This window comes from Vibrio qinghaiensis, assembly GCF_002257545.1.
GTDB classification, from domain to species: domain Bacteria; phylum Pseudomonadota; class Gammaproteobacteria; order Enterobacterales; family Vibrionaceae; genus Vibrio; species Vibrio ordalii.
This window is the reverse complement of the sequence record NZ_CP022741.1, coordinates 2,170,737-2,192,173: the sequence shown is the minus strand read 5'-3', so window position 1 is coordinate 2,192,173 and position 21,437 is coordinate 2,170,737. Positions and strand designations below refer to the sequence as shown.

The 21,437-nt window shown below is 46.7% G+C and carries 16 protein-coding genes; 10 read left to right on the top strand and 6 right to left on the bottom strand.

From position 1 onward, the window contains the following. The first annotated feature begins 111 nt into the window (after window positions 1-111). The 3 genes from recC (at window position 112) to recD (ending at window position 9,569) form a co-directional block, all read left to right on the top strand. Window positions 112-3,555 carry an exodeoxyribonuclease V subunit gamma gene (gene recC / locus CCZ37_RS10190; RefSeq protein WP_094500447.1) on the top strand — a complete coding sequence of 1,148 codons (3,444 nt, stop codon included), beginning with the start codon at window positions 112-114 and terminating at the stop codon, window positions 3,553-3,555. A 273-nt stretch (window positions 3,556-3,828) separates the two neighbouring features. Continuing rightward, window positions 3,829-7,446, top strand: coding sequence for an exodeoxyribonuclease V subunit beta (gene recB, locus CCZ37_RS10185; RefSeq protein ID WP_094500446.1), 3,618 nt, complete (start codon window positions 3,829-3,831; stop codon window positions 7,444-7,446). Further along, window positions 7,443-9,569, top strand: coding sequence for an exodeoxyribonuclease V subunit alpha (gene recD, locus CCZ37_RS10180; protein ID WP_094500445.1), 2,127 nt, complete (start codon window positions 7,443-7,445; stop codon window positions 9,567-9,569). The genes recB and recD overlap by 4 nt, the downstream gene beginning before the upstream one ends. A 114-nt stretch (window positions 9,570-9,683) precedes the next feature. On the opposite strand, the gene CCZ37_RS10175 is transcribed toward recD, so the two are convergent. Next, the gene (locus CCZ37_RS10175) at window positions 9,684-9,863 is read right to left on the bottom strand and encodes a hypothetical protein (RefSeq protein ID WP_013856153.1); all 180 of its coding nucleotides are present in this window, start codon (window positions 9,861-9,863) and stop codon (window positions 9,684-9,686) included. Between the two features lie 256 nt (window positions 9,864-10,119). Beyond that, window positions 10,120-11,457 (bottom strand): amino-acid N-acetyltransferase, encoded by a 1,338-nt coding sequence (gene argA, locus CCZ37_RS10170; RefSeq protein WP_010318245.1) that lies wholly within the window; start codon window positions 11,455-11,457, stop codon window positions 10,120-10,122. A gap of 184 nt (window positions 11,458-11,641) precedes the next feature. Here argA and CCZ37_RS10165 point away from each other — a divergent pair, with 184 nt between their 5' ends. The 4 genes from CCZ37_RS10165 to csdE all read left to right on the top strand — a co-directional run bounded on the left by CCZ37_RS10165 (window position 11,642) and on the right by csdE (window position 14,600). Further along, window positions 11,642-12,076 carry a DUF2850 domain-containing protein gene (locus CCZ37_RS10165; RefSeq protein ID WP_244187266.1) on the top strand — a complete coding sequence of 145 codons (435 nt, stop codon included), beginning with the start codon at window positions 11,642-11,644 and terminating at the stop codon, window positions 12,074-12,076. 83 nt (window positions 12,077-12,159) lie between these two features. Beyond that, complete coding sequence (gene mltA, locus CCZ37_RS10160) at window positions 12,160-13,263, top strand: murein transglycosylase A (protein WP_094500442.1); 1,104 nt, start codon at window positions 12,160-12,162, stop codon at window positions 13,261-13,263. Window positions 13,264-13,353: 90 nt separating this feature from the next. Beyond that, complete coding sequence (tcdA, locus tag CCZ37_RS10155; protein ID WP_017044038.1) at window positions 13,354-14,163, top strand: tRNA cyclic N6-threonylcarbamoyladenosine(37) synthase TcdA; 810 nt, start codon at window positions 13,354-13,356, stop codon at window positions 14,161-14,163. A gap of 5 nt (window positions 14,164-14,168) precedes the next feature. Then, on the top strand, window positions 14,169-14,600 hold the full coding sequence (csdE, locus tag CCZ37_RS10150) for a cysteine desulfurase sulfur acceptor subunit CsdE (protein ID WP_017044037.1): 432 nt from the start codon (window positions 14,169-14,171) through the stop codon (window positions 14,598-14,600). Between the two features lie 32 nt (window positions 14,601-14,632). Here csdE and csdA read toward each other — a convergent pair whose 3' ends face one another. The 3 genes from csdA to CCZ37_RS10135 form a co-directional block, all read right to left on the bottom strand. Continuing rightward, a complete protein-coding gene (gene csdA / locus CCZ37_RS10145; protein ID WP_094145265.1) occupies window positions 14,633-15,844 on the bottom strand; it encodes a cysteine desulfurase CsdA in 1,212 nt (403 codons plus the stop codon). Next, entirely contained in the window at window positions 15,837-16,733 is an 897-nt protein-coding gene (gene panE / locus CCZ37_RS10140; protein ID WP_094500441.1) for a 2-dehydropantoate 2-reductase, read from the bottom strand. The genes csdA and panE overlap by 8 nt, the downstream gene beginning before the upstream one ends. Before the next feature lie 104 nt (window positions 16,734-16,837). Then, the gene (locus CCZ37_RS10135) at window positions 16,838-17,626 is read right to left on the bottom strand and encodes a nucleoside-specific channel-forming Tsx family protein (protein ID WP_094500440.1); all 789 of its coding nucleotides are present in this window, start codon (window positions 17,624-17,626) and stop codon (window positions 16,838-16,840) included. Between the two features lie 329 nt (window positions 17,627-17,955). On the opposite strand from CCZ37_RS10135, the gene CCZ37_RS10130 reads away from it, so the two are divergent. The 3 genes from CCZ37_RS10130 (at window position 17,956) to CCZ37_RS10120 (ending at window position 19,975) form a co-directional block, all read left to right on the top strand. Beyond that, on the top strand, window positions 17,956-18,531 hold the full coding sequence (locus CCZ37_RS10130) for an LON peptidase substrate-binding domain-containing protein (RefSeq protein WP_208613944.1): 576 nt from the start codon (window positions 17,956-17,958) through the stop codon (window positions 18,529-18,531). A 161-nt stretch (window positions 18,532-18,692) separates the two neighbouring features. Beyond that, entirely contained in the window at window positions 18,693-19,295 is a 603-nt protein-coding gene (locus tag CCZ37_RS10125) for an RNA polymerase sigma factor (protein WP_010318254.1), read from the top strand. Continuing rightward, window positions 19,292-19,975 (top strand): ChrR family anti-sigma-E factor, encoded by a 684-nt coding sequence (locus tag CCZ37_RS10120; protein ID WP_094500438.1) that lies wholly within the window; start codon window positions 19,292-19,294, stop codon window positions 19,973-19,975. Before CCZ37_RS10125 ends, CCZ37_RS10120 begins: the two co-directional genes overlap by 4 nt. Window positions 19,976-20,030: 55 nt before the next feature. Here CCZ37_RS10120 and CCZ37_RS10115 read toward each other — a convergent pair whose 3' ends face one another. Beyond that, window positions 20,031-21,422 (bottom strand): AmpG family muropeptide MFS transporter, encoded by a 1,392-nt coding sequence (locus CCZ37_RS10115; protein ID WP_094500437.1) that lies wholly within the window; start codon window positions 21,420-21,422, stop codon window positions 20,031-20,033. Window positions 21,423-21,437: the final 15 nt, after the last annotated feature.

Below are 21,437 nucleotides of genomic sequence, written 5' to 3'. Positions count from 1 at the left end.
CAAAATGAAATAGCCTGCAGTTTAGGCAATTCAAAACATAAAATTCTCAAGTATAGAATGCACTTATGCTAATCTCAGTCCTTATTGTGACAAGAAAAGCGTGAGTGCATTTTGTTTACTGTCTATCATTCCAATAAAGTCGATACCTTAAAGATCCTACTCGTGCATTTGATCAAAAGTGCACCGTTAGCCAACCCCTTTGAGAAAGAGCAGATCTTGGTGCAAAGCCCAGGGATGTCGCAATGGCTCAAAATGGCCTTAGCGAAAGAGCTCGGTGTGGCGGCGAACCTTGAGTTTCCTCTACCGGCGACCTTTATCTGGGACATGTTCACTAAAGTGCTACCTGATGTACCTAAGCGCAGCGCTTTTAACAAAGAAGCGATGACGTGGAAACTGATGCATCTGTTGCCAACCTTGCTCACGCTCGACCCCTTTGCCCCTTTGCAGCGTTATCTTGAACAGGATGATGACCATTCCAAGCTCTATCAGTTGGCCGAGAAAATTGCCGATATTTTTGATGGTTATTTAGTCTACCGCCCCGATTGGATTGCCAAGTGGGAGGCGGGCGATGACGTGAGCGAGATTGGTGATGAGCATCCATGGCAGCCGATATTATGGCAAGCCTTATATCAATACACGCTAGATCAAGGCCAGTCGCACTACCACCGTGCCAATCTCTATCAAAGTTTTATTGATCAGCTTGCGCGTGGCTCGGTTGATTTAACCAAACTGCCCAGACGTTTGTTTATTTTCGGTATTTCGTCACTGCCGCCTCGTTATATGGATGCACTCAAAGCGTTGGGCGATCAGATTGATGTTCACTTGATGTTTACCAACCCTTGTCAGCATTATTGGGGCGATCTTCGAGATAGAAAAACGCTCGCCAGACTGCACAGCCAGCAACGTAAAACGTTCGCCTTACAAGGTGATGAGATTCAGTTTGAAGGGCAACGCTCGCCGCTTAAAGGTGACATTGAAGCTAACCTCGTGGATGAATTGCATACCGAAGCTGCGGTTGGCAATGAGTTATTGGCCTCGATGGGGAAACTTGGGCGCGATAATCTTTTTTTGCTCTCCCAAACGGAAAATGAAGAGCACGAATTTTTTATTGATCTGCCACGCGATAATTTATTGCATCAGTTGCAGGCCGACATCTTACATTTGCAAGAGCATCGAGATGATAGCCAACTGGACAGTAGCGATCACAAACAAGTGATTGCTTTGGATGATCCATCGCTTACTCTTCATGCTTGCCATAGCCCGATGCGAGAAGTGGAAGTGTTGCATGATCAATTGCTGGCAATGTTTGATGCTGACCCTGAACTGAAACCGCGCGATATTATTGTGATGGTGGCGGACATCAATGCTTACAGCCCAGCCATTGCGGCAGTATTTGGTAACGCGCCGGGTGAGCGCTTTATTCCTTACTCCATTTCAGACCGTACGGCAGATCAAGAGAGCCCGATCTTAGCGGCATTTATGCAATTAGTGCATTTACCCGATTCTCGCTGCCTAGCGTCAGAGTTATTAGAGCTGCTTGAAACTCCGGCGATGATGGCAAAATTTGAGCTTAATGAGCAAGACTTTGCACAAGCCAAATTGTGGGTAGAAGAGTCAGGTATTCGCTGGGGGCTTAATGCGAGCACCGCGCAACAATTTGAGTTGCCGCAGACCGAGCAAAATACTTGGCAATTCGGGATTGAGCGCATGTTACTTGGTTATGCCATGCCTGCCTCAGCGGGTTTATTTACGCAAGGCGAAGTGGCGCTCGCTCCTTATAATGAAGTGCAAGGCATCAACGCTGAATTGGCGGGTAAATTAGCGCACTTTATTCAGCAAGTGAGCCATTACCGCGAGCAGTTAGCGCAAACCCAAAGCGTGGACGAGTGGCGTCGCTTGCTCGGTGAGATGCTTGGCGCTTTTTTCAAGGTTGAGCTGGAAGGGGAGCTCGCACTCAAGTCGATTCGCGACACCTTGTCTCAGTTAAAAGATCAACTGGCCGAGGCCGGTTATGAGCAAGCACTTGCGCCAAGTATTATTACTCAATATTTGCAAAACAAATTGTCAGGTACGCGCATCAGCCAGCGTTTTCTGGCGGGACAAGTCAATTTCTGTACTTTAATGCCAATGCGTTCCATCCCTTTTAAAACCGTTTGTTTACTAGGAATGAACGATGGCGTTTACCCGCGCACCATGCCAGCCGAAGGGTTTGATTTGATGAACGGTCGCACCCGCGCTGGCGATCGCTCGCGGCGTGACGATGACCGTTATTTGTTCTTAGAAGCGATGCTCTCGGCGCAGCAAACCTTGTACATCAGCTACGTTGGACGCTCAATTCAAGATAATACCGAACGCGTTCCTTCAGTGTTGGTCTCTGAGCTTTTAGAGTATTGCCAACAAAATTACTGTTTGGTCGGGGATGAAGCGCTTGGCAGCGATCAATCGGCCAAAAATTTAGCCTGTGCTTTAACGACCACTCACGCCATGGTGCCTTTTAGCCCTAATGCTTTTTTGAGTAAAACCGGTAGCTATGCCAAAGAGTGGCTACCTGCCGCCAGTCGGCAAGGGCGAGCCAGTGGTGAGTTTAATCTCGCCCTGAGCGATTACTTACAAGGGGCGAGCTTTCCTGTCAGTTTAGATCTGGTTGAGCTGCAACGGTTTTGGCGTTTGCCTGTGCAATATTTCTTTAACCGTCGCCTTAAAGTGACGTTCGAGCCTCCGTTACCGGTAATGGAAGATGATGAACCTTTTGTCTTAAATGGCTTAGAGAGCTACCAGTTACGCGATGAACTGCTAGAGTTGCTGCTTGAACAATCCAATTCACCGCATGCCCTTGAGAGATTCATTGACCAGCAGCGCGCGCAAGGAAAGTTACCGATTGGTGCTTTTGGATCCTTGGAATTTGAAACTAATCGCGTGCAAGCACAAGAATTGGCGCAAAGAATCGCTTTCTTATGCCATTCGCCACTTGATGACCAAGAGATCGATCTGCGATTTGAATTGTTTGGTGAAGGCAAAAACGTAGAGCTGACGGGGTGGCTGACTAAGCGCTATCAATCCGGTTTAGTGCGCTACCGCAGTGGTTCGATTCGCGCGCAGGATTATTTAGCCGCGTGGATTGATCACCTCTCACTAGCGGCGATGGGCGAAAGTCAACCTACTCATTTGATGGGCTACGATCGTAAAGAAGGTGTGCAGCATTTTATTTATCCGCCCATGCCCGATACCGAACAAGCCAAAGCGTTGCTCGCAGAACTGGTGGGTTTGTTTTATCAAGGTATGACAGCGCCGCTCGCTTACTTTCCAAAAACCGCGTTAGCCTGTGTGGAAGCTGGCTTCAGCCGTGGTCAATGGGTTGATGATCGCGACAAATCGCTCAAGAAAATGGCCGATAGCTTTAATGAAAGTTACATGAGCCACGGTGAAGGAAGCAATGTTTACATCGCGCGGATTTGGCCGCAGTGGAATGAAGCCTTAGCTGAGCAGGTGCGTTTATTAGCCACGTTGGTGATGCAAGGGCCACGATTGTGGCTTCAAGTGGCGCAGGATGTTTAGCGATGGATAACTGCTTGGAAAGTAAAGTGGCCGCCAGTCAATCATTATTGTGTAGGGCGTTTTCTGTACGGCCACAGGTCAGAGGGACCATGATTTGGTTGGTTCGCATCATCGTGAGATTGACGAAACACGTGGCGCGGATAGTAAAGGCTGCCCGTTTGGCGAACCGTGAGAAAGATCTCACAACGTCTTAATTTATAAACTTATTTTGATTATTCATACCATTATTCAAGCGCGATCACATTCGCTTGCGTATTCAAAGGCTAACTGTTTATGAGTATGACCCCGGCTACGGTCACAACACCATTAAATACCCTTACGTTCCCGCTGCACGGTGCAAGGCTTATCGAAGCGTCAGCGGGCACGGGTAAAACCTTCACCATTGCAGGTTTGTATTTGCGCCTGTTACTTGGGCATGGTGATGCAAAGTCACGTCATCAAGCGCCACTGACGGTCGATCAAATTCTAGTGGTGACCTTTACGGAAGCTGCCACAGCTGAGCTTCGCGACCGCATTCGGCGGCGCATTCATGAGGCGCGTATCGCTTTTTCGCGCGGTTTCAGTGATGACCCTGTTATCAAACCGCTACTTGAGCAAACCCGTCATCACAAGCAAGCGGCGCAAATATTACTGCAAGCGGAACGGCAGATGGATGAAGCAGCAGTCTATACCATTCACGGCTTTTGCCAGCGTATGCTCACCCAAAATGCGTTTGAATCGGGAAGCCGTTTTAATAACGAATTTGTGACCGATGAAAGCCATCTAAAAGCGCAAGTGGTCGCGGATTATTGGCGTCGTCAGTTCTATCCGTTGTCGATTCAGCTTGCTGCGGAAGTGCGCCGTTTATGGTCATCACCAGCGGCGCTGCTTGAAAAAATCAGTGGCTATTTAACTGGCTCGGCGCTAACGCTCTCTGTTGAAGCGATGAGTGGCGATTTAAGCGCGCTTTATCAATCGTGCCTGTCACGCATAGAGTCGTTAAAAAAGCAGTGGCTTGATTCATGCGATGATTTACCGCCGTGCATTGAAGCTTCAGATTTGCATGCAGCAACCAAGAAAGCGTTACTGAAACGGCTAGAAGGGTTAGCGTTGTGGGCGAGCAACCCGCAGCATGAATTGAACCTACCGAGCGAATTACAAGAGTTTGCACAAAGCGCGTTGGAGGCTAAGTCGAAAAAAGGTCAACCCCCGCAACATGCGCTGTTCACGACCATTGAGCTCTTTTTGCAACAACCCATCAGCTTAGAAGCGCCGCTTCTGGCGCACGCTATTACTCATTGCCGAGCCATGCTTGCCAAAGCGAAAGCACAAAAGCAGTGGTTATCGTTTGATGATTTGCTCACTCAGCTTTCTGCCGCGATAGATAATGATGAGCTGGGCATACTGACTGAGCGGATTCGCAGCCTTTACCCCGTTGCGATGATCGATGAATTCCAAGATACCGATCCGCTGCAATACAGTATTTTTAGCCGCATTTATCTGCCTAAGGCTGAATGCGGTTTGTTTATGATTGGCGACCCAAAACAAGCGATTTACGCGTTTCGTGGTGCAGACATTTTTACCTACATCAAAGCGCGTAAACAGGTGAGCGCACACTACACCTTGGGGACTAACTGGCGTTCTAGCGCGAATATGGTCAATGCCGTCAATCAGATTTTTAGTACGCCTGACAGTGCTTTTATCTACGACCAAGATATTCCCTTTTTACCCGTTGAAGCCAGCCCAAATGCGCAGCAGCGTCAATGGTGGCTTAACGGAACCGTGCAACCAGCGCTCACCTATTGGCTGCAAGAAGCGCAAGACAGCCCGTTGCCAAAAGGCGAATACCTGCAATGCATGGCCAAAGCGTGCGCCAGCCAAATTCAGACCATTTTGAGCGCCGCGCAGCATCAACAAGCGTACTTTGATACGGCTAAAGGGCAAAAGAGTGTGCAAGCAGGTGACATCGCAGTCTTAGTGCGGACGGGTAATGAAGGTCGTATGGTGAAAGAGGCGCTCGCTACGCAAGGCATTGCCAGTGTTTATCTCTCGAACCGCGATAGTGTTTTTGGCAGTGAGGTAGCACAAGATGTACAGCGTCTATTGCAAGCAGTACTGACTCCTGAACATGATCGCGCCTTGCGGGCCTGTTTGGCCTCACCACTTTTCGCGTTAGATGCTGCCAGCTTGGATGATTTAAACAACGACGAATCGGTATGGGAAAACGCGGTTAACGAATTTAAACAGTATCGCCAATTGTGGCTTGAGCGCGGCGTGCTTCCTATGTTGCGCAGTGTGATGAGTAAACGTCACGTCGCTGAACGTTGGTTGGAAGAGCCGCAAGGTGAGCGCTCACTGACCGATTTTATGCACATCGGTGAGCTACTACAGCAAGCGCGACAAGAGATTGATAGCGATCACGGTTTGCTGCGTTGGCTGGCACAAGCTATCAGTGACGCCGAGCATGGCCTAGGGGGCCGTGATGATCAAATTCAACGTTTGGAATCCGAACGCAACCTAGTGCAGATCGTCACCATTCACAAATCGAAAGGTTTGGAATACGACTTAGTATTTCTGCCGTTTGTGGTCAGCTACCGAGAGGCAAGTGAAGGCAAATATCATGATGCCGTGAATGAGGAAACGGTGCTGGATATTACCGCCAGTGAAGCTTCTCTCAAGCAAGCAGATAAAGAGCGGCTTGCGGAAGATCTTCGCTTGATTTATGTAGCGCTGACTCGTGCTGTGTATGGCTGTTTTATCGGCATTGCGCCGCTGCGTAATGGCCGCTCCACCAAAGAGCCAACCGGTGTGCATTTAAGTGCCATTGGCTATCTGCTGCAAAATGGTCAAGCCGCAGGCATTGCCGATCTTAACGCTGCGTTGCACGCTCAATCCAATCAATACATTCGTGTCTCTGAGCCACCTGCCGATCAGCCAGAGCCGTTTAAAGCGTTGAGCGTCGAGACGCCGGTATTGAGTGCCAAAACACTGCAAGCGCAGATTGACCGTTTTTGGCGAATGACCAGCTATTCTGGGTTGGTAAAACAAGGTGTGAAACACGCTAGCCACGACGCGAGTTTAGAAGTCTCAGGCTTTGATATCGACTCTGCTGATGAGCAAGCGGAAGCTTTACTGGTTGAGCCAGAACGTTCCATTTTTACTTTTCCACGCGGTGCAACGCCCGGTACTTTTTTGCACTCTCTCTTTGAGGAGGTCGAGTTTACTGAGCCTGCTAGCAGCGATGCTAACCAAAAAGTGATACTGGATTTACTGGTGCGAGAACAAATCGATATTGAATGGTTACCAGTATTACAAACGCTGGTCGATACCGTGTTACAGACACCTTTAGATGGCAAAACGTTGCGTTTGAACCAAAAAACCGCCACTCAGCGTTTGGTTGAAATGGAATTTCTATTACCGATAGAAGTACTGAGCGCTCCTGCATTGAACCGTGTCATTCAACGCCATGATCCACTGTCGGCCAAAGCCGGAGATCTTGGTTTTTACACTGTGCAGGGCATGCTGAAGGGCTTTATTGATTTGCTGTTTGAGCATCAAGGAAAGTATTACGTGCTGGACTGGAAATCGAATCATCTGGGGGATGATGTCAGCGCCTATCATGGCGAGCGTTTAAACGCGGCGATGGCAGAGCATCGCTATGATTTACAATATCAACTCTACGCATTGGCGCTGCATCGATTCTTACGCAGCCGTCTAGCAAACTATGACTACCATCGCCATTTTGGCGGAGTCTATTATCTCTTTTTGCGCGGCATGGATGGCGAGTCTGAGCATGGGGTTTTCTCAACCAAACCGAGCTTTGAACTGCTTGATGAGATGGACAGATTGATTGATGGAGAAACCGTAGATACTCGCGCGACCGATGCAGGGCAAATGGAGTTAGATTTATGAGCAGTACGCTAATGACAACGCTTAAGCAGTTAGCGGAAAAAGGCGCTATGCGTCAGTTAGATTACCAATTCGCGCGTTTTATCGAACAAAAAAGCCAGCAGCAACTTGGCGCTGAACATAGCCAAGCGCTCGGATTTATTGCCGCAGTGGTCAGTGCTGAATTGGCCAAGGGGCATATCTGCTTACCTTTAGTGGATGCTTCAACGGCGCAGGGTGTCGACCTCGCGGCTAAGTTAGGCTTGTTTGGTGAGGCTGCCTTGGCGGTCAATCAGCACCTATTGGCGATTGATTGGCCTTGGCTACTCAACCGTTCAGACTTAGTCGGCCAGCAAGGGGAAGCGGTGCCTTTAATGTTTGATGGGCAACGTTTATACCTACACCGCTATTGGTACTATGAAGTCACCTTAGCGCAGCGTTTAATCAGCTTTGGGACACCAATGAGCCTAAAGCCTACTGATGTCCAAAAGCTAAAATTGCTGCTCGATACACTGTTTGCGCGTCAATACCACTTTCTGCTCCATGCGCTTCGTCAATTGCCAGAGACAGCCAATGCATCAGCACGCCAGCAACAAGTGTGTGATTTTCTGGATGTGGTCAACGCCGATGAACTTGATTGGAATGAGATTGATCAAGTCATTAGCCAAGCACGTACGGCGAAAGAACTCGAAGCATTAGAGACGCTGATCCCGCAAAGCGTTTGCATCAACTGGCAAAAAGTCGCAGCGGCAGTGGCACTGACACGCCGCTTTGCCGTTATTTCTGGTGGACCTGGAACCGGTAAAACCACCACGGTTACTAAATTACTAGCCGCTTTGATTACCCAAGCCCAACAGCAAGGTGAGACGCCCACCATTAAATTGGTCGCACCAACGGGTAAAGCCGCGGCACGTTTAACGGAATCGATCGGTAAAGCGGTGGCTGAACTGGCGGTTGAGCCAGCGTTGAAAGCGGCGATTCCCACCGAGTCGAGCACACTTCACCGTTTATTGGGCGTCATACCTAACAGTGTTGAGTTTCGTCACCATCAGCGTAACCCGCTGCATTTGGATATATTGGTGGTTGATGAAGCATCAATGGTCGATTTACCGATGATGGTCAAGTTAATCGAGGCATTACCCAAACACGCGCGCTTGATTTTACTGGGTGATAAAGACCAACTCGCGTCAGTCGAAGCGGGCGCTGTGCTGGGGGACATTTGTTCATTTTTGACCTTAGGCTACAGCCGAGCGCACAGCGAGTACCTGGCTAAGTTAACAGGCTATCAAACCTTGATTGCTCATTCACACCCTAACGCAAGCCCGATTTCAGACAGCTTATGCATGTTGCAAAAAAGCTACCGCTTTGATGTCCGATCAGGCATTGGTCAATTAGCCAAAGCGATCAATGCTGGGCAAGTGGCTATGGTGGATGAGGTGTTAAAACGTAATTATGCTGATATTACGCACCACTCACTCAGCAGTGAAAGCTATAACCTAATGCTGAAAACCTTAGTCAAGGAGTATGGTCGTTATCTCACGCGCATCGAGAGTTCTGGTGCTTATGCTGCGGAAACTCAAGCCCAAAAAGCCAAAGCCGTATTGGATTGCTTTAATCAATGCCGTTTGCTTTGCGCTATTCGTGAAGGGGATTTTGGGGTAAGTGGTTTGAATCAACGCATTGAACGTGCGCTGGTCGCACGTAAGTTGATCAAGACTCAAGATGAGATTTGGTATCACGGCCGGCCAGTGATGGTGACGCGTAATGATCATAGTTTGGGTTTGTATAATGGCGATATCGGCATATGCATGCTCGATACGAGCGAGCAAGAACCGCGTTTGAAGGTGTATTTTGAGCTGCCAGATGGTAGCGTGAAAGCTATTTTACCAAGCCGCGTACCAGAGCACGAAACAGCCTATGCGATGACCATTCATAAATCACAAGGCAGTGAGTTTGATCTAACGCTGATGATTTTACCGCCTGATTTTAGCCCGATATTGACCAGAGAGCTTATCTATACTGGCATTACGCGCGCCAAGAAGCAGCTGATGCTTTTTGCTGACATGGGAACGATGAAACGAGGGCTCAAGATAAAAACGCAGCGAGCCAGCGGCTTAGTTACGAGATTAGACAAGAGACTAGCGTAAATCAACAACTAGGATAAACGAGTTTGAGCTGTCCCCACACAGTTTGAAATTTACATGGTATGTTGAATTCATTCTGTTGTTTGGGGGAAGCTCAATTACTGATTTGGTGTGCTGCTATGCGAAAGCATGAGTAAAAGAGATGTTTCTGATTTTATAACGATCTTGCGAGCTGAGTATAAAGACTCGTAGCTTGTCGTTAACGGGAAATACGCAATGCACATGTTGGCCTTCAAGGAATTGGTTATCAGCCATATCCCAAAAGCTTTGAAGTGAGTTACAAATAACAGTTTTCATAGAATTTTGCTCTTAAGTACGTGTCGTAGTAAAAGCAATCCGTGCAAGCTTACTCAGTTGATGTTTGATCAAGTGAGATAAAGCCAAGTTCCTGTGTTGTTCATTAAATGTACATCATTAATGAGTCGGCGGATTCTACACATAATATTAAGTTAAATAAAGTGCTTATTTTGTGTACAGACAAATGAAAACGTTTGCATTTGATCGAAGATAAAATATTTACCATAACTTAACGGATAAACACAATATCCTGACGTTAGAGCGTCAGAACTAAAATTTTTGAACGGCGCTGATAGTTGTACAAACTTTGTTTGGTTATCGGTAACGATTCTACGCCGACTTCATAAAAACCTTGTTCTCTAAACCAATGTAAACTGTGCGTCGTCAAAACAAAGAGGCGATCTAAACGCATCGATTTTGCTTGCTGCTTCATGTGATTAAGCAACAATAAACCGCGGTTTCCGTCCCGATAATCCTGATGAATGGCAACACACGCCATTTCTGCCATGCCCTCTTCTGGGTAAGGGTAAAGCGCGGCGCAACCAATTAATAAGCCATCTTTATCAATAATCGTGAACTTGTGGATCTCTTGTTCTAACTGTTCACGTGAGCGCCTCACTAGTATTCCTTGTTCTTCTAACGGGCGAATTAAATCGAAAATCCCGCCGATATCATCGATCTGTGCCTGACGCACTTGTTCGGCACTTGCCATGACGATCTGAGTGCCGATCCCGTCAAAAGAAAACAGCTCCTGAATTAAAGCACCATCTTGTTTGTAACTGACTAAGTGACTACGTGGCACACCTGCGCGGCACGCTGAAACGGCGGCTCGCAGAAAGCGTGAGGTACCTGAGCTATTATCCTGAACTTGGTCGGTATCTGCTTCAATACGCTGCATTATCCGTTCAACATCAGATGGAAACAGTTCAGCAATCGCGTTGCCTTGCTCATCGATAATGCCTTGCTCTGAGCAAAAGCCGATCAGCTTATCTGCTTTTAGGCGTATTGCGACTTGTGTGGCTACTTCTTCAGAGAGCAAATTAAAACATTCGCCAGTGACGGAACTCGCAATGGGCCCCAGTAGCACGATCGAACCTTGGTCAAGCATACGGTTGATGCCTTCAATATCAATACGGCGAATACGGCCACTGTGGCAATAATCGACACCATCATCTATACCTAATGGTTGAGAGATGACAAAATTGCCACTAACGATATTGAGCTGAGTTCCTGCCATTGGTGTGTTATTTAAGCTCATTGAAAGGCGTGCTGTGATAGCGAGTTGGAGCTGCCCCGCAGCTTGCATGACTAAGCTGAGCGCTTCTTCATCAGTGACCCGAATGCCTTTGTGATAAGGAGTGGAGCAATGATGTGTTGCCAGAATTTGATTGATTTGTGGCCGAGCACCGTGCACCAAAACAATTTTAACACCAAGGCTATGCAGTAGTGCGAGATCGCTAATGATATTAGCGAAGTTCTTATCGGCAATGGCTTCACCTCCGAGCATGATCACCATGGTTTTTCCACGGTGAGCGTTAACATAGGGAGCTGATTGTCTGAATCCTTTAACGAGAGCTGTACTGCGAATTTTCACTCTGAGAGCACCTTGGTGTTTAAATATGTTCAAATAATGACTTTTTATTCATGTGTCGGCAAGTGGTTTTTTGAGTTTGGTGCAATTATTCAATCGCCGATTTTATCTCTAATTTAAGGTTCGTTAGACTACCGATTAATAAAGGCGAAATATGGCCAAAACCAACGATTTGAGTCGCACAAAAATGACAAAAAACGCAGACCTCACGGTTACGCCTCAGGCAATAAACTTACGAAGACGTAAGTACATTGAACGAGGTTTGATGCTGCTTGTGATGATTGGCTTGCTTTCCGTAGCGTCGCTATACGGTGACCTGTTTACTCGGTTGGAAAACTATTTTTCGCCAAAGGATAAGGTGTATGGGGTTTGGGTTGAGCAGTATGTTGCCCCTTATTCAGCCAAACGAATTGAATTGAGCAAAGCTGGCGTGATCAGTGGTGGTCGTGTGCTCACCACTTCATTTGAGTTTGATGGGCGTATTGTGGAGTACCAAATTGGCGATACGCTTTATCGTTACAAAATGCGTGACGACAGCAACACTGAAATGACACAAATGTCGTCGTCGCACTACAATCCAACCTTCCGATTGTCAGGGAAATACCAAAAAAACCTCCGTTAACAATTAACAATTAACAATTCGCTGATTGCGGTTTAGGCGCGAGTTTGTCATGCTTTTAGCAACTCAAATAACGGATAACTTCTGTGATTAAGCAAATTTTTCCTCTTGCGGCAGTACTGCTGCTGTTTGGTTGTGCGCAATCGACCGACCGTGCTCAGCAATATTTGGATGGCGATTTCTCTAAAGCGCTCAACAAAGTAGACACGCTGCAGTCCAATACGCCGCGTGACTTTACGCAATTTTCCAAACAGAGCGAACAAGTGGTGACTCGCTCGGCGTCAATGGCAGCGATTTATCAACCTTTGTATCAACAGATCAGTGAATGGATTTTGCAAAGTGGTGATCCACAAGATTTGGCGAATTTTGGAATACAAGCGGCGCAGCTTGGTGGTGGCGATAAAAAAGGTAATGTGCTTTTCACTGGCTATTTTTCTCCGGTGATGGAGCTTCGCCATCAACCGGATGAAATATTCAAATATCCCGTATTTGGTTTGCCTGAATGTTCGGCCGATTGCCCAACGCGTGCGCAAATTTATGATGGTGCGTTAGCTGAAAAAGGGCTTGAGTTAGGTTATGCGGCGAACCTGATTGATCCTTTCATTATGGAAGTGCAAGGCAGTGGCTTTGTGCATTTTGAAGATGACGATACACTTGAGTACTTCGCTTACGCAGGTAAGAATAACAAAGCCTACATCAGTATTGGCAAAGTCTTGATTGAACGAGGTGAAGTGACACGAGAGAAAATGTCACTCAAAGCGATCAAAGAATGGGTGCTAGCCAATGATGAACCGACGGTGAGAGAGCTGCTAGAGCAAAATCCTTCCTATGTCTTTTTTGCGCCCAAAGCGGCAGCCCCTGTCACTGGCTCTGCCGGTATTCCACTCCTGCCGATGGCCTCGGTGGCCGGAGATCGTTCCATCTTTCCTATGGGCACACCTATTTTAGCAGAAGTGCCGCTGCTCAATGCTGATGGCACATGGAGTGGCGCCCATCAGTTGCGAATGTTGATTGTGCTAGATACGGGCGGCGCGGTAAAAGATAACCACCTCGATCTGTACCATGGCATGGGCGAGCGCGCCGGAACCGAAGCAGGGCACTACAAACATTTTGGTCGCGTTTGGAAACTGGGGTTAGAAAACTCAGCCACACAAGCGCCTTGGGCATTGCCGCCTGAAAAGCTACAATAGTGACACAGGTTTCGACCTAGACTTTTAAATAAAGAGTGCGTATAAATCGCACTCTTTATTTTTCTATCGCTTTCAATCGGACTTTTAATTATGCGTGAACTCGATACCCCTGCTTCAGATAGCTACAACCAACGCTTCGGAGGCACTCGTCGCCTTTATGGAAATCGTGAGGTTGAAATACTGCGTGCTGCGCATGTGTGTGTGATTGGTATCGGTGGCGTTGGGTCATGGGCGGTCGAAGCATTGGCGCGCACCGGTATTGGCGAGTTAACACTGATTGATATGGACGATGTGTGCGTCACCAACATCAACCGTCAAATCCATGCGATGAGCGGTACGGTTGGGCAAAGTAAAATTGAAGTGATGGCCGAGCGGATCAAGCTCATCAACCCTGAGTGTGTGGTGCACTTAATTGATGACTTTATCACGCCAGATAACCAGCACCGCTATTTGAGTCAAACGTTCGATTACGTGCTCGATGCGATAGACAGTTTGAAAGCGAAAGCTTCACTACTGGCTTATTGCCGTAGCAATAAAATTAAAGTTATTACCGTTGGTGGTGCGGGTGGTCAAGTTGACCCAACTCAAATCAAGGTCGCGGATTTAACCAAAACGATTCAAGACCCATTGGCAAAAAAACTCAAAGATACGCTTCGTCATCGCCATAATTTCCCTGTAAACCCTGCGCGTAAGTTTGGTATTGATTGCGTGTTCTCGACAGAGCAGCTCAAATATCCGCAAGCCGATGGCAGTGTGTGCGCGGTGAAATCAACCGCAGAAGGGCCAAAGCGGATGGATTGTGCCAGCGGATTTGGCGCTGCGACGGTTGTTACCGCAACCTTTGGTTTTGTTGCCGTAGCGCGCATTGTTGAAAAGTTAATTCAGAAACATAAGGTGTAACGTTAATGACTCCTTTTCCTGCCTCCCCCTTTGGTCGTGAGATTAGCGCTGATGAGATTGTGGCAACCATGCAAAATTTTACTGGCTGGGAAGATCGCTACCGACAAGTGATCCAGTGGGGTAAGTTATTGCCCACGATGCCTGATGCTTTGAAATCGCAGCAAGTCAGTGTTGCAGGCTGCGAGAGTCAAGTATGGTTAGTGGGGCATGAACGCCAAGGAGTATGGTCTTTCTGTGCCGATTCGGATGCGCGGATTGTGCGTGGTTTAATTGCTTTAGTCCTTGCTGCGTACAACGGCAAGACCTACGCACAAATTCAAGCGTTTGATGTGGATGCTTATTTTGAAAAAATAGGCTTGATTGCCCATTTAAGTCCTTCACGTGGTAATGGCCTTAAAGCCATTGTCGATAAGATAAAAAATATCGATCCAAGCTGAGCATCTCCCCCTTTTGATGAAAGGGGGAATTATTACAGCATATCAACCGCTTTATTGATGGCGGCGATCAACTGTTCAACCTCTTGTTCGGTATTGTAAATACCAAACGAAATTCTCACTGTGCCAGTTAAACCGAGCGCATCCATTAATGGGTGAGCGCAATGATGGCCAGATCGAACGGCAATACCTTGTTGATCGAGTAAGGTGGCTATGTCTTGATGATGAACGCCATCCATCACAAAACTGAGAATACTGGCATTCGGTTGATAGCCGATGACGCGAATATCATCGAGTTGCTGCAGGGCTTGATAGGTCAGTTTTTGCAACCTATGTAAGTGCGCTTCTATGGCGATTCTATCGCAGCTTTGTAACCATTCGATTGCTTTGGCAAGGGCTATTGCCCCTGCGACATTCGGTGTGCCTGCTTCAAATTTCCCCGGCAGTTCAGCAAATGTTGTGCCTTCAAACGAGACTTTTTCTACCATCTTGCCGCCGCCGTGCCATGGAGGCATTGTTTCAAGCAGCGCTAATTTTCCGTACAAAACGCCAATGCCAGCGGGAGCGTAAAGCTTGTGCCCAGAAAAGAGATAAAAGTCTGCGTCGAGTTCGCGCACGTTGACCGTTTCATGCACAATTCCTTGCGCGCCATCAATCACGACCACAGCGCCGACTTGGTGCGCCAGTTTAATCACAGTTTCAATCGGTTGGCGCGTGCCCGTCACGTTGGTGGTATGGGCTAAGGCGACAATTTTGGTTTTACTCGATAGTCGTGCTTGAAAAGCCTCAAGATCAAAGTGGCACTCTGGCGTGATGGGGATTTTGACGACGCTTGCTCCGGTTTGCGCTGCGACGATTTGCCAAGGCACTATATTGGCGTGGTGTTCCATTTCACTGACCAGAATCTCATCACCGACTTGCAAGGTATTACGTGCGTAAGTCTGCGCGATCAGGTTGATCGCTTCGGTCGCTCCGCGAGTCCAAAGAATCTCTTTACGAGATGATGCGCCAATAAATTGAGCCATAGTGTCACGCGCCGCTTCAAAATCGCTGGTCGCTTTGGCCGTTAAGCGATGGCTACCACGATGTACATTGGCATTTTGCGTGCTGTAGTAATGGCTAATGGCATCTATCACCACTTGTGGCTTTTGCGTGGTGGCCGCGCTGTCTAAATAGATGAGCGCTTCTTGGCCTTCATTTTGAGCTAAAGCCGGAAATTGACGGCGGATGTTTTGGATATTAAACATGATTGCTTACCCAACTCTGTTCCTGATGCTTGATTGCCAGATAAAGTTTATGGTTTTCCGGTGTTGCGAGCTGATGTTGCTCTGCTTTCTTCAGTAAATAGCCCGTAATAAAGTCTATCTCAGTCTTGCGTTGATAAAAAATATCTTGATGCATTGATGAATAATTCTCGGCTGTGGCTTGAATCACCTGCTTAACCTTAGCAAGCAGTGATGATTGAGTGATCGCAAAGCCTTCAGCGCTCATGACATCGGCTAGCTCTGCAACAATATTTGCCAGCGGCCGTTGGAAGCGTTCATCGGCTAAATCACCATTGCGACATTGCTCTAACGCGGTGAGCGGGTTAATCGCGCAGTTAATTGCAAGCTTATGCCATAGTGCTTCTTCAATCGTGTTATTCCACATTACGTCTGGCAATGCATGCTGAAGTACATCCACTAGAAATTGACACTGCTTGCCTTGGGCGTTGTAAGCCCCTAATTGAGTTACGCCTTTGCCAGTATGCAATACTTGATTCATTGACGGCTTGAGTGCACCGTGCGTGGTGGTTGAAAGCACAATAGGAAAGTCGTTCAGTTGATCCTGCATCGAATCAAGCGCGCCCATGCCGTTGTGCATAAATAGCAAAATGGTGTCACGATTGAGTGTATTCAGCAGTGGAGTGAGCGCTTGCTCAACTTGCCAAGCCTTAACGGTAATCAGTAAGAGATCGGCATGGCAGAGCGCGCTGCAATCATTACAGGGCAGGGTAATAGATGCCTGTTTATCTAAAGCAATGGAAAGTGAAGATTGAGCTTGTCTGCCCCATAATGAAACGCGGTGTCCAGCAGCATGCAGCTTTGTCGCCCAAAGCAACCCAACCGCGCCCGGCCCAAGCACGACGATATTCATAACACCTCTCCATTGTTAACTTTGCGCCAAGGATAATGAGGTAGAAATGGAAAGCAATAAAAATGGCGCTCGAGAGCGCCATTTAGCCAAAAACTTAGGTTCGATTAGAACTTGTAAGTCACAGCTAGGTAGTGACCAAAGCCAGTTGATTTGAATCCATCAGTATCTTTGATACCGTAGATATCTTTGTAGCCTTTTAGGCCGTAACCCACAGCAAAGCGGTCTGAGTGCCAGTAGATACCGTTAAACATAGCGCCGCCATTGCTAGATGTTGCGTATCCTTTGTCTGTTTCCATACCAAATTGGTAATCGATGTAACCTTGGTAAGAGATAAATGAGCCGTTTTCAAAGAAGTAAAAAGGTTTGAACCAGTTGGTTGAGATTTGGAAACCATTCCAATCTTTCTTATTTGAATCGTAAGTACCGTAAAGGTTTAAACCTACTTTACCTAGCCAAGGCACATTCACATCAGAGCCAAGGCCCACTTTTTGAGTGTTAACGTCAGAGTTACCACCCCATTCCATTAGCGTAGAGACATACAACTCTTGCACTGGCCCGAAAGACAAATCTTTACCTGTAAGTGCATCTAGTGACATACGAGGTGCAAATTTCATAAAGATTTTTTCGGCGCCGTCTTTGTCACTGCTTGGGTTGCTTAGCAGGTTAAAGATATCAACGTAACCGTACAGATCAAAAATCCCTGATCGGCCGCCAAATTCCATCTCTAAGTAATCATGCGATGACTCACCTGGTAATTCATCGATTGCAGCCATTAGGTTAAATTGCATCCATTTGTAATCGTTTTTATGGATGTCGCCATCTGAATAGTCAGCTGCTATAACTGGAGCAGAAGTTGCAGCCATTAGGCCTAGAGCTAGAAGTGATTTACGCATAAGGGGGACTCTCTATGTTTTGTCATAATTCAGCACACGTATATTTCTGATGTGCGTTCAATTGGCCCGAATAATAACGATAAAAATCTCAATTAAAAGTGATTGCGAATGCAAATTTGAACAAATTTAGTGACCATGGTCACGTTAATGAATATTTGCTCGGAACTAAATTAATATTTCGTTCTTTTGCATCTTTAGTGTGATTTTAATAACTTAAACGTTTGCTTTGGTATTGCTTTATGCAAATCGATAAACCAACATTTTTAGTTAGTGATCGTTTTGTAATCTTCAACGTATTTATTGATGGGCATGATGAAGAGTGATGAATGATGAAGAAATTGATGCTGTTTCCTTTGGCTTCAATCGTTTTACCTGAAGGGAAAATGAAGCTACGGATCTTTGAATCAAGGTACAAGCGGATGGTCACTCAATCCAGCCAGTCTGACTCTACATTTGGCATTTGTTTGATTCATAACAAAAAAGGCAATAAAGCAAATCAGTTATCTAAATTTGGGATGTTGGTTAAAATTGTTGATTTTGAAGCGCTCGATAATGGGATGTTAGGATTAACTGTGATGGGGATGGAGCGCTTTAGAATAGAGTCAGTAGTAAGCGAATTTGATGGCCTGCGAGTTGCTCATGTCACGCCATTGAATGGTTGGTCAGTAAGAGATTTAGAACCTCACGAATGGTATTTAAGCCACCAGTTACAAGCGGTTTATCAACAATTTCCTCAACTTGGCGAGCTCTATTCACACTGTTTTTTTGATGATGCCAGTTGGGTGGCGCAGCGATGGCTAGAGCTGCTCCCTATCTCGATTCAACAATTTGATGATTTAATGAGACAGGATGACGCGCACAGTGCGGTTGATTTTTTGTTGCAGGTTATCGAAGTCTCACACTAACTTTGAAAGCGTGCATTACACTGATAATGTGAAGTCGCTCAGCAACGACTCTGCATTAAAAAGAATATTGAAGAGTGATCGATGGATTCATTGCTCACGTATAAGGTTTTATGGCTACGTTATGCCAATGACCAAGGTTACCCCTAAAGGAAGAGCGCAGCATGATCAGTGATTCTCAGCATAGTGTGTCGCTAAGCCCAAGCTACACCAAGCAAGACTGGGCTGAATGCATGGAACGTGTCAAGCAACGTGATAAACAGGCGTTTGCTTTAGTGTTTCGTTATTTCTCTCCTCGTTTACAGCAGTTTGCGTTTAAGCATGTAGGCAGCGAGCAAGTGGCGTTAGAAATGGTGCAAGAAACCATGACCACGGTGTGGCAGAAATCGCATCTATTCGATAACCGAAAAAGTTCGCTTTCGACATGGGTTTACACGATTGCACGCAATTTGTGTTTTGATCTTCTGCGTAAGCAGCGCGGGCGAGAGTTACATGTTTATGCTGATGATATTTGGCCAACTGACTACTGCCCACCTGATTTGGTTGAACATTACTGTCCTGAACATGACATGTTAAAAGAGCAAATATTAAAGTTTGTGGCGTTGTTGCCTGAAGCTCAGCAAGCCATCGTGAAGGCGGTGTATCTTGAAGAACTGCCGCAGCAGCAGGTTGCGGAGATGTTCAATATTCCTCTCGGTACTGTCAAATCGCGTTTACGACTAGCTGTTGAAAAACTTAGACATTCTATTCAAGCGGAGCAATTATGAGCCACCATCCAAGCAACGAAGTACTGCAGCAGTATGCCAATGGTTCAATTGATGCGGCGCATGGCATTATGATTGCCACTCACCTTGAACTCTGTACTCAGTGTCGTCAACAGGTTCAATACTTAGAAACTCGTGCCGCCGAAGCGTTGTTGAGCCAATCGTTGCCGCAGCAAACGATGGCCGCTTCTAATGATGATCATTTAAACCAGATGTTTGAAACGATCACGGCGCTGGATACCCTACATCCATCGACCTTGCGTAAGCCTGAATCGATAGAAATTAAAGTCAATGATCGCGTTGTGATGCTGCCTAGTACGCTGAGCCAACTGATTCGCTTTAAAGGCGAGTGGCGTAGCTATGGTGGTAAAGTTTTTAGTGCCCACCTAGATATTGCTGAAGACTCTCGCATGAACCTGATGTACATCAATCACAACGTGCAGATCCCTCAGCATACACACAAAGGGGTTGAGTCGACCTTGGTACTCCATGGTGGTTTCAGTGATGAAGATGGACATTATCAAGTGGGTGATTTCATTCAAAGAGATGCGAGTATTAAACACAGCCCTTTTACCAAAGTGGATGAAGATTGTTTATGCTTAACGGTGTTAACTGAGCCAATGCTGTTTACGCAAGGTGTTGCGAGAGTGTTTAACTTATTTGGTAAAGGCCTCTATCCATAGTCTATAGCGGACACATCAAATGAAAAAAGGTCGTATTGTACGACCTTTTTTTCATCTAACGCTTATCAATGCCTTGCTTAGCAATATCATCGATGTCTCTCTGGTGAGCTTTTTGCAGCAAATCAGCAAAATAATGGCGCAGTGAGTAGAGCATGATAAGGCTTGGTACTACCATCAGTGCGGTGATAATAAAGAACAGTGACCAATTATTGAGATAATCGACCAGCTCCCCGCTAAAGGAAGCCAGCGTGGTGCGGCCAAAGTTTCCTAGAGAGGCCAATAGCGCATATTGCGTTGCTGAAAATGCCTGCCCCGTTAACACAGTAAGAAACGAAACAAAGGCCACGGTGGAAAACGCAGTGGTAAAGTTATCAACAATAATGGTCGCTAAGAACAGGTGCTCATTAGGGCCAACTTGAGCGATCCACGAAAACATCAAATTACTGGCAGACATCGCGATGCCACCAATCATCAAGCCGCGAACAATACCAAACCTCACGTTAAACATACTACCAATCAAAGTGAAGAACAGGGTTGCTCCCCAACCAATTAGCTTCGAGTAGTGACCAATTTGTTCGTTGCTAAAGCCAATTTCTTTGTAAAATGGAATCGACATTCGGCCAAGAAAAGCTTCGCCAATCTTGAATAAAAAGACAAACAACAGCAGGGTTATTGCTACTTGCGCGCCATTGCGTTTGAAGAAATCGAGAAATGGTTCGATTACGGTAACGGTGAACCACGCGACGACTTTCGAACCAACTACCTGATTGTGTCGCAGCTCCGCTTGATGCTGTAGCGCTTCGCGATGTGTTTTTGGTTCGCCCACCAAGAGCGTGAAAAGCATTAGCAGGCCGACACAGAGTGCCATGCCATAATAAACGGCATTCCAACCGATACTATCAGCGTTTACAAAAGCGAGATAGCCCGGCAGAGAGTATCCAGTCCACCACCCCATGATGGCCATGGCGGAGGCTTGTGGCAGCTTATTGGCTTGTGATTTGGGGAAAGTATCGATACGAAAAGCATCAATCGCGATATCTTGAGTGGCAGAAGCGATCGCAATGCCCAAGGCAAGCATTGAGGTAAACATCAAATTTTGGGCTGGATTGACACCCGCAATCAGCAACGTACAGAGCAAAATGATCGATTGGCACAAAAACACCCAACTGCGGCGTTGACCTAATAATGGCGTCAGAATGGGTAATTTGACGCGATCCACCAATGGTGCCCATAGAAAATTAATCGCGTAAACCGCGAAGACACTGCCAAAATAACCAATTGCAGCGGTGGTTAAGCCTGCATCTTTTAGCCATCCTGACATATTCGAACCAATCAAAACCCACGGAAAACCGCTCGAACACCCCATCATAAATACCCACAATAGGCGTTTATCAAGATAGCTACGGATAGTTTCCATCCAAGAAAGAGAGGGAGACGCTGATGACATACAGTTAATCCTTGT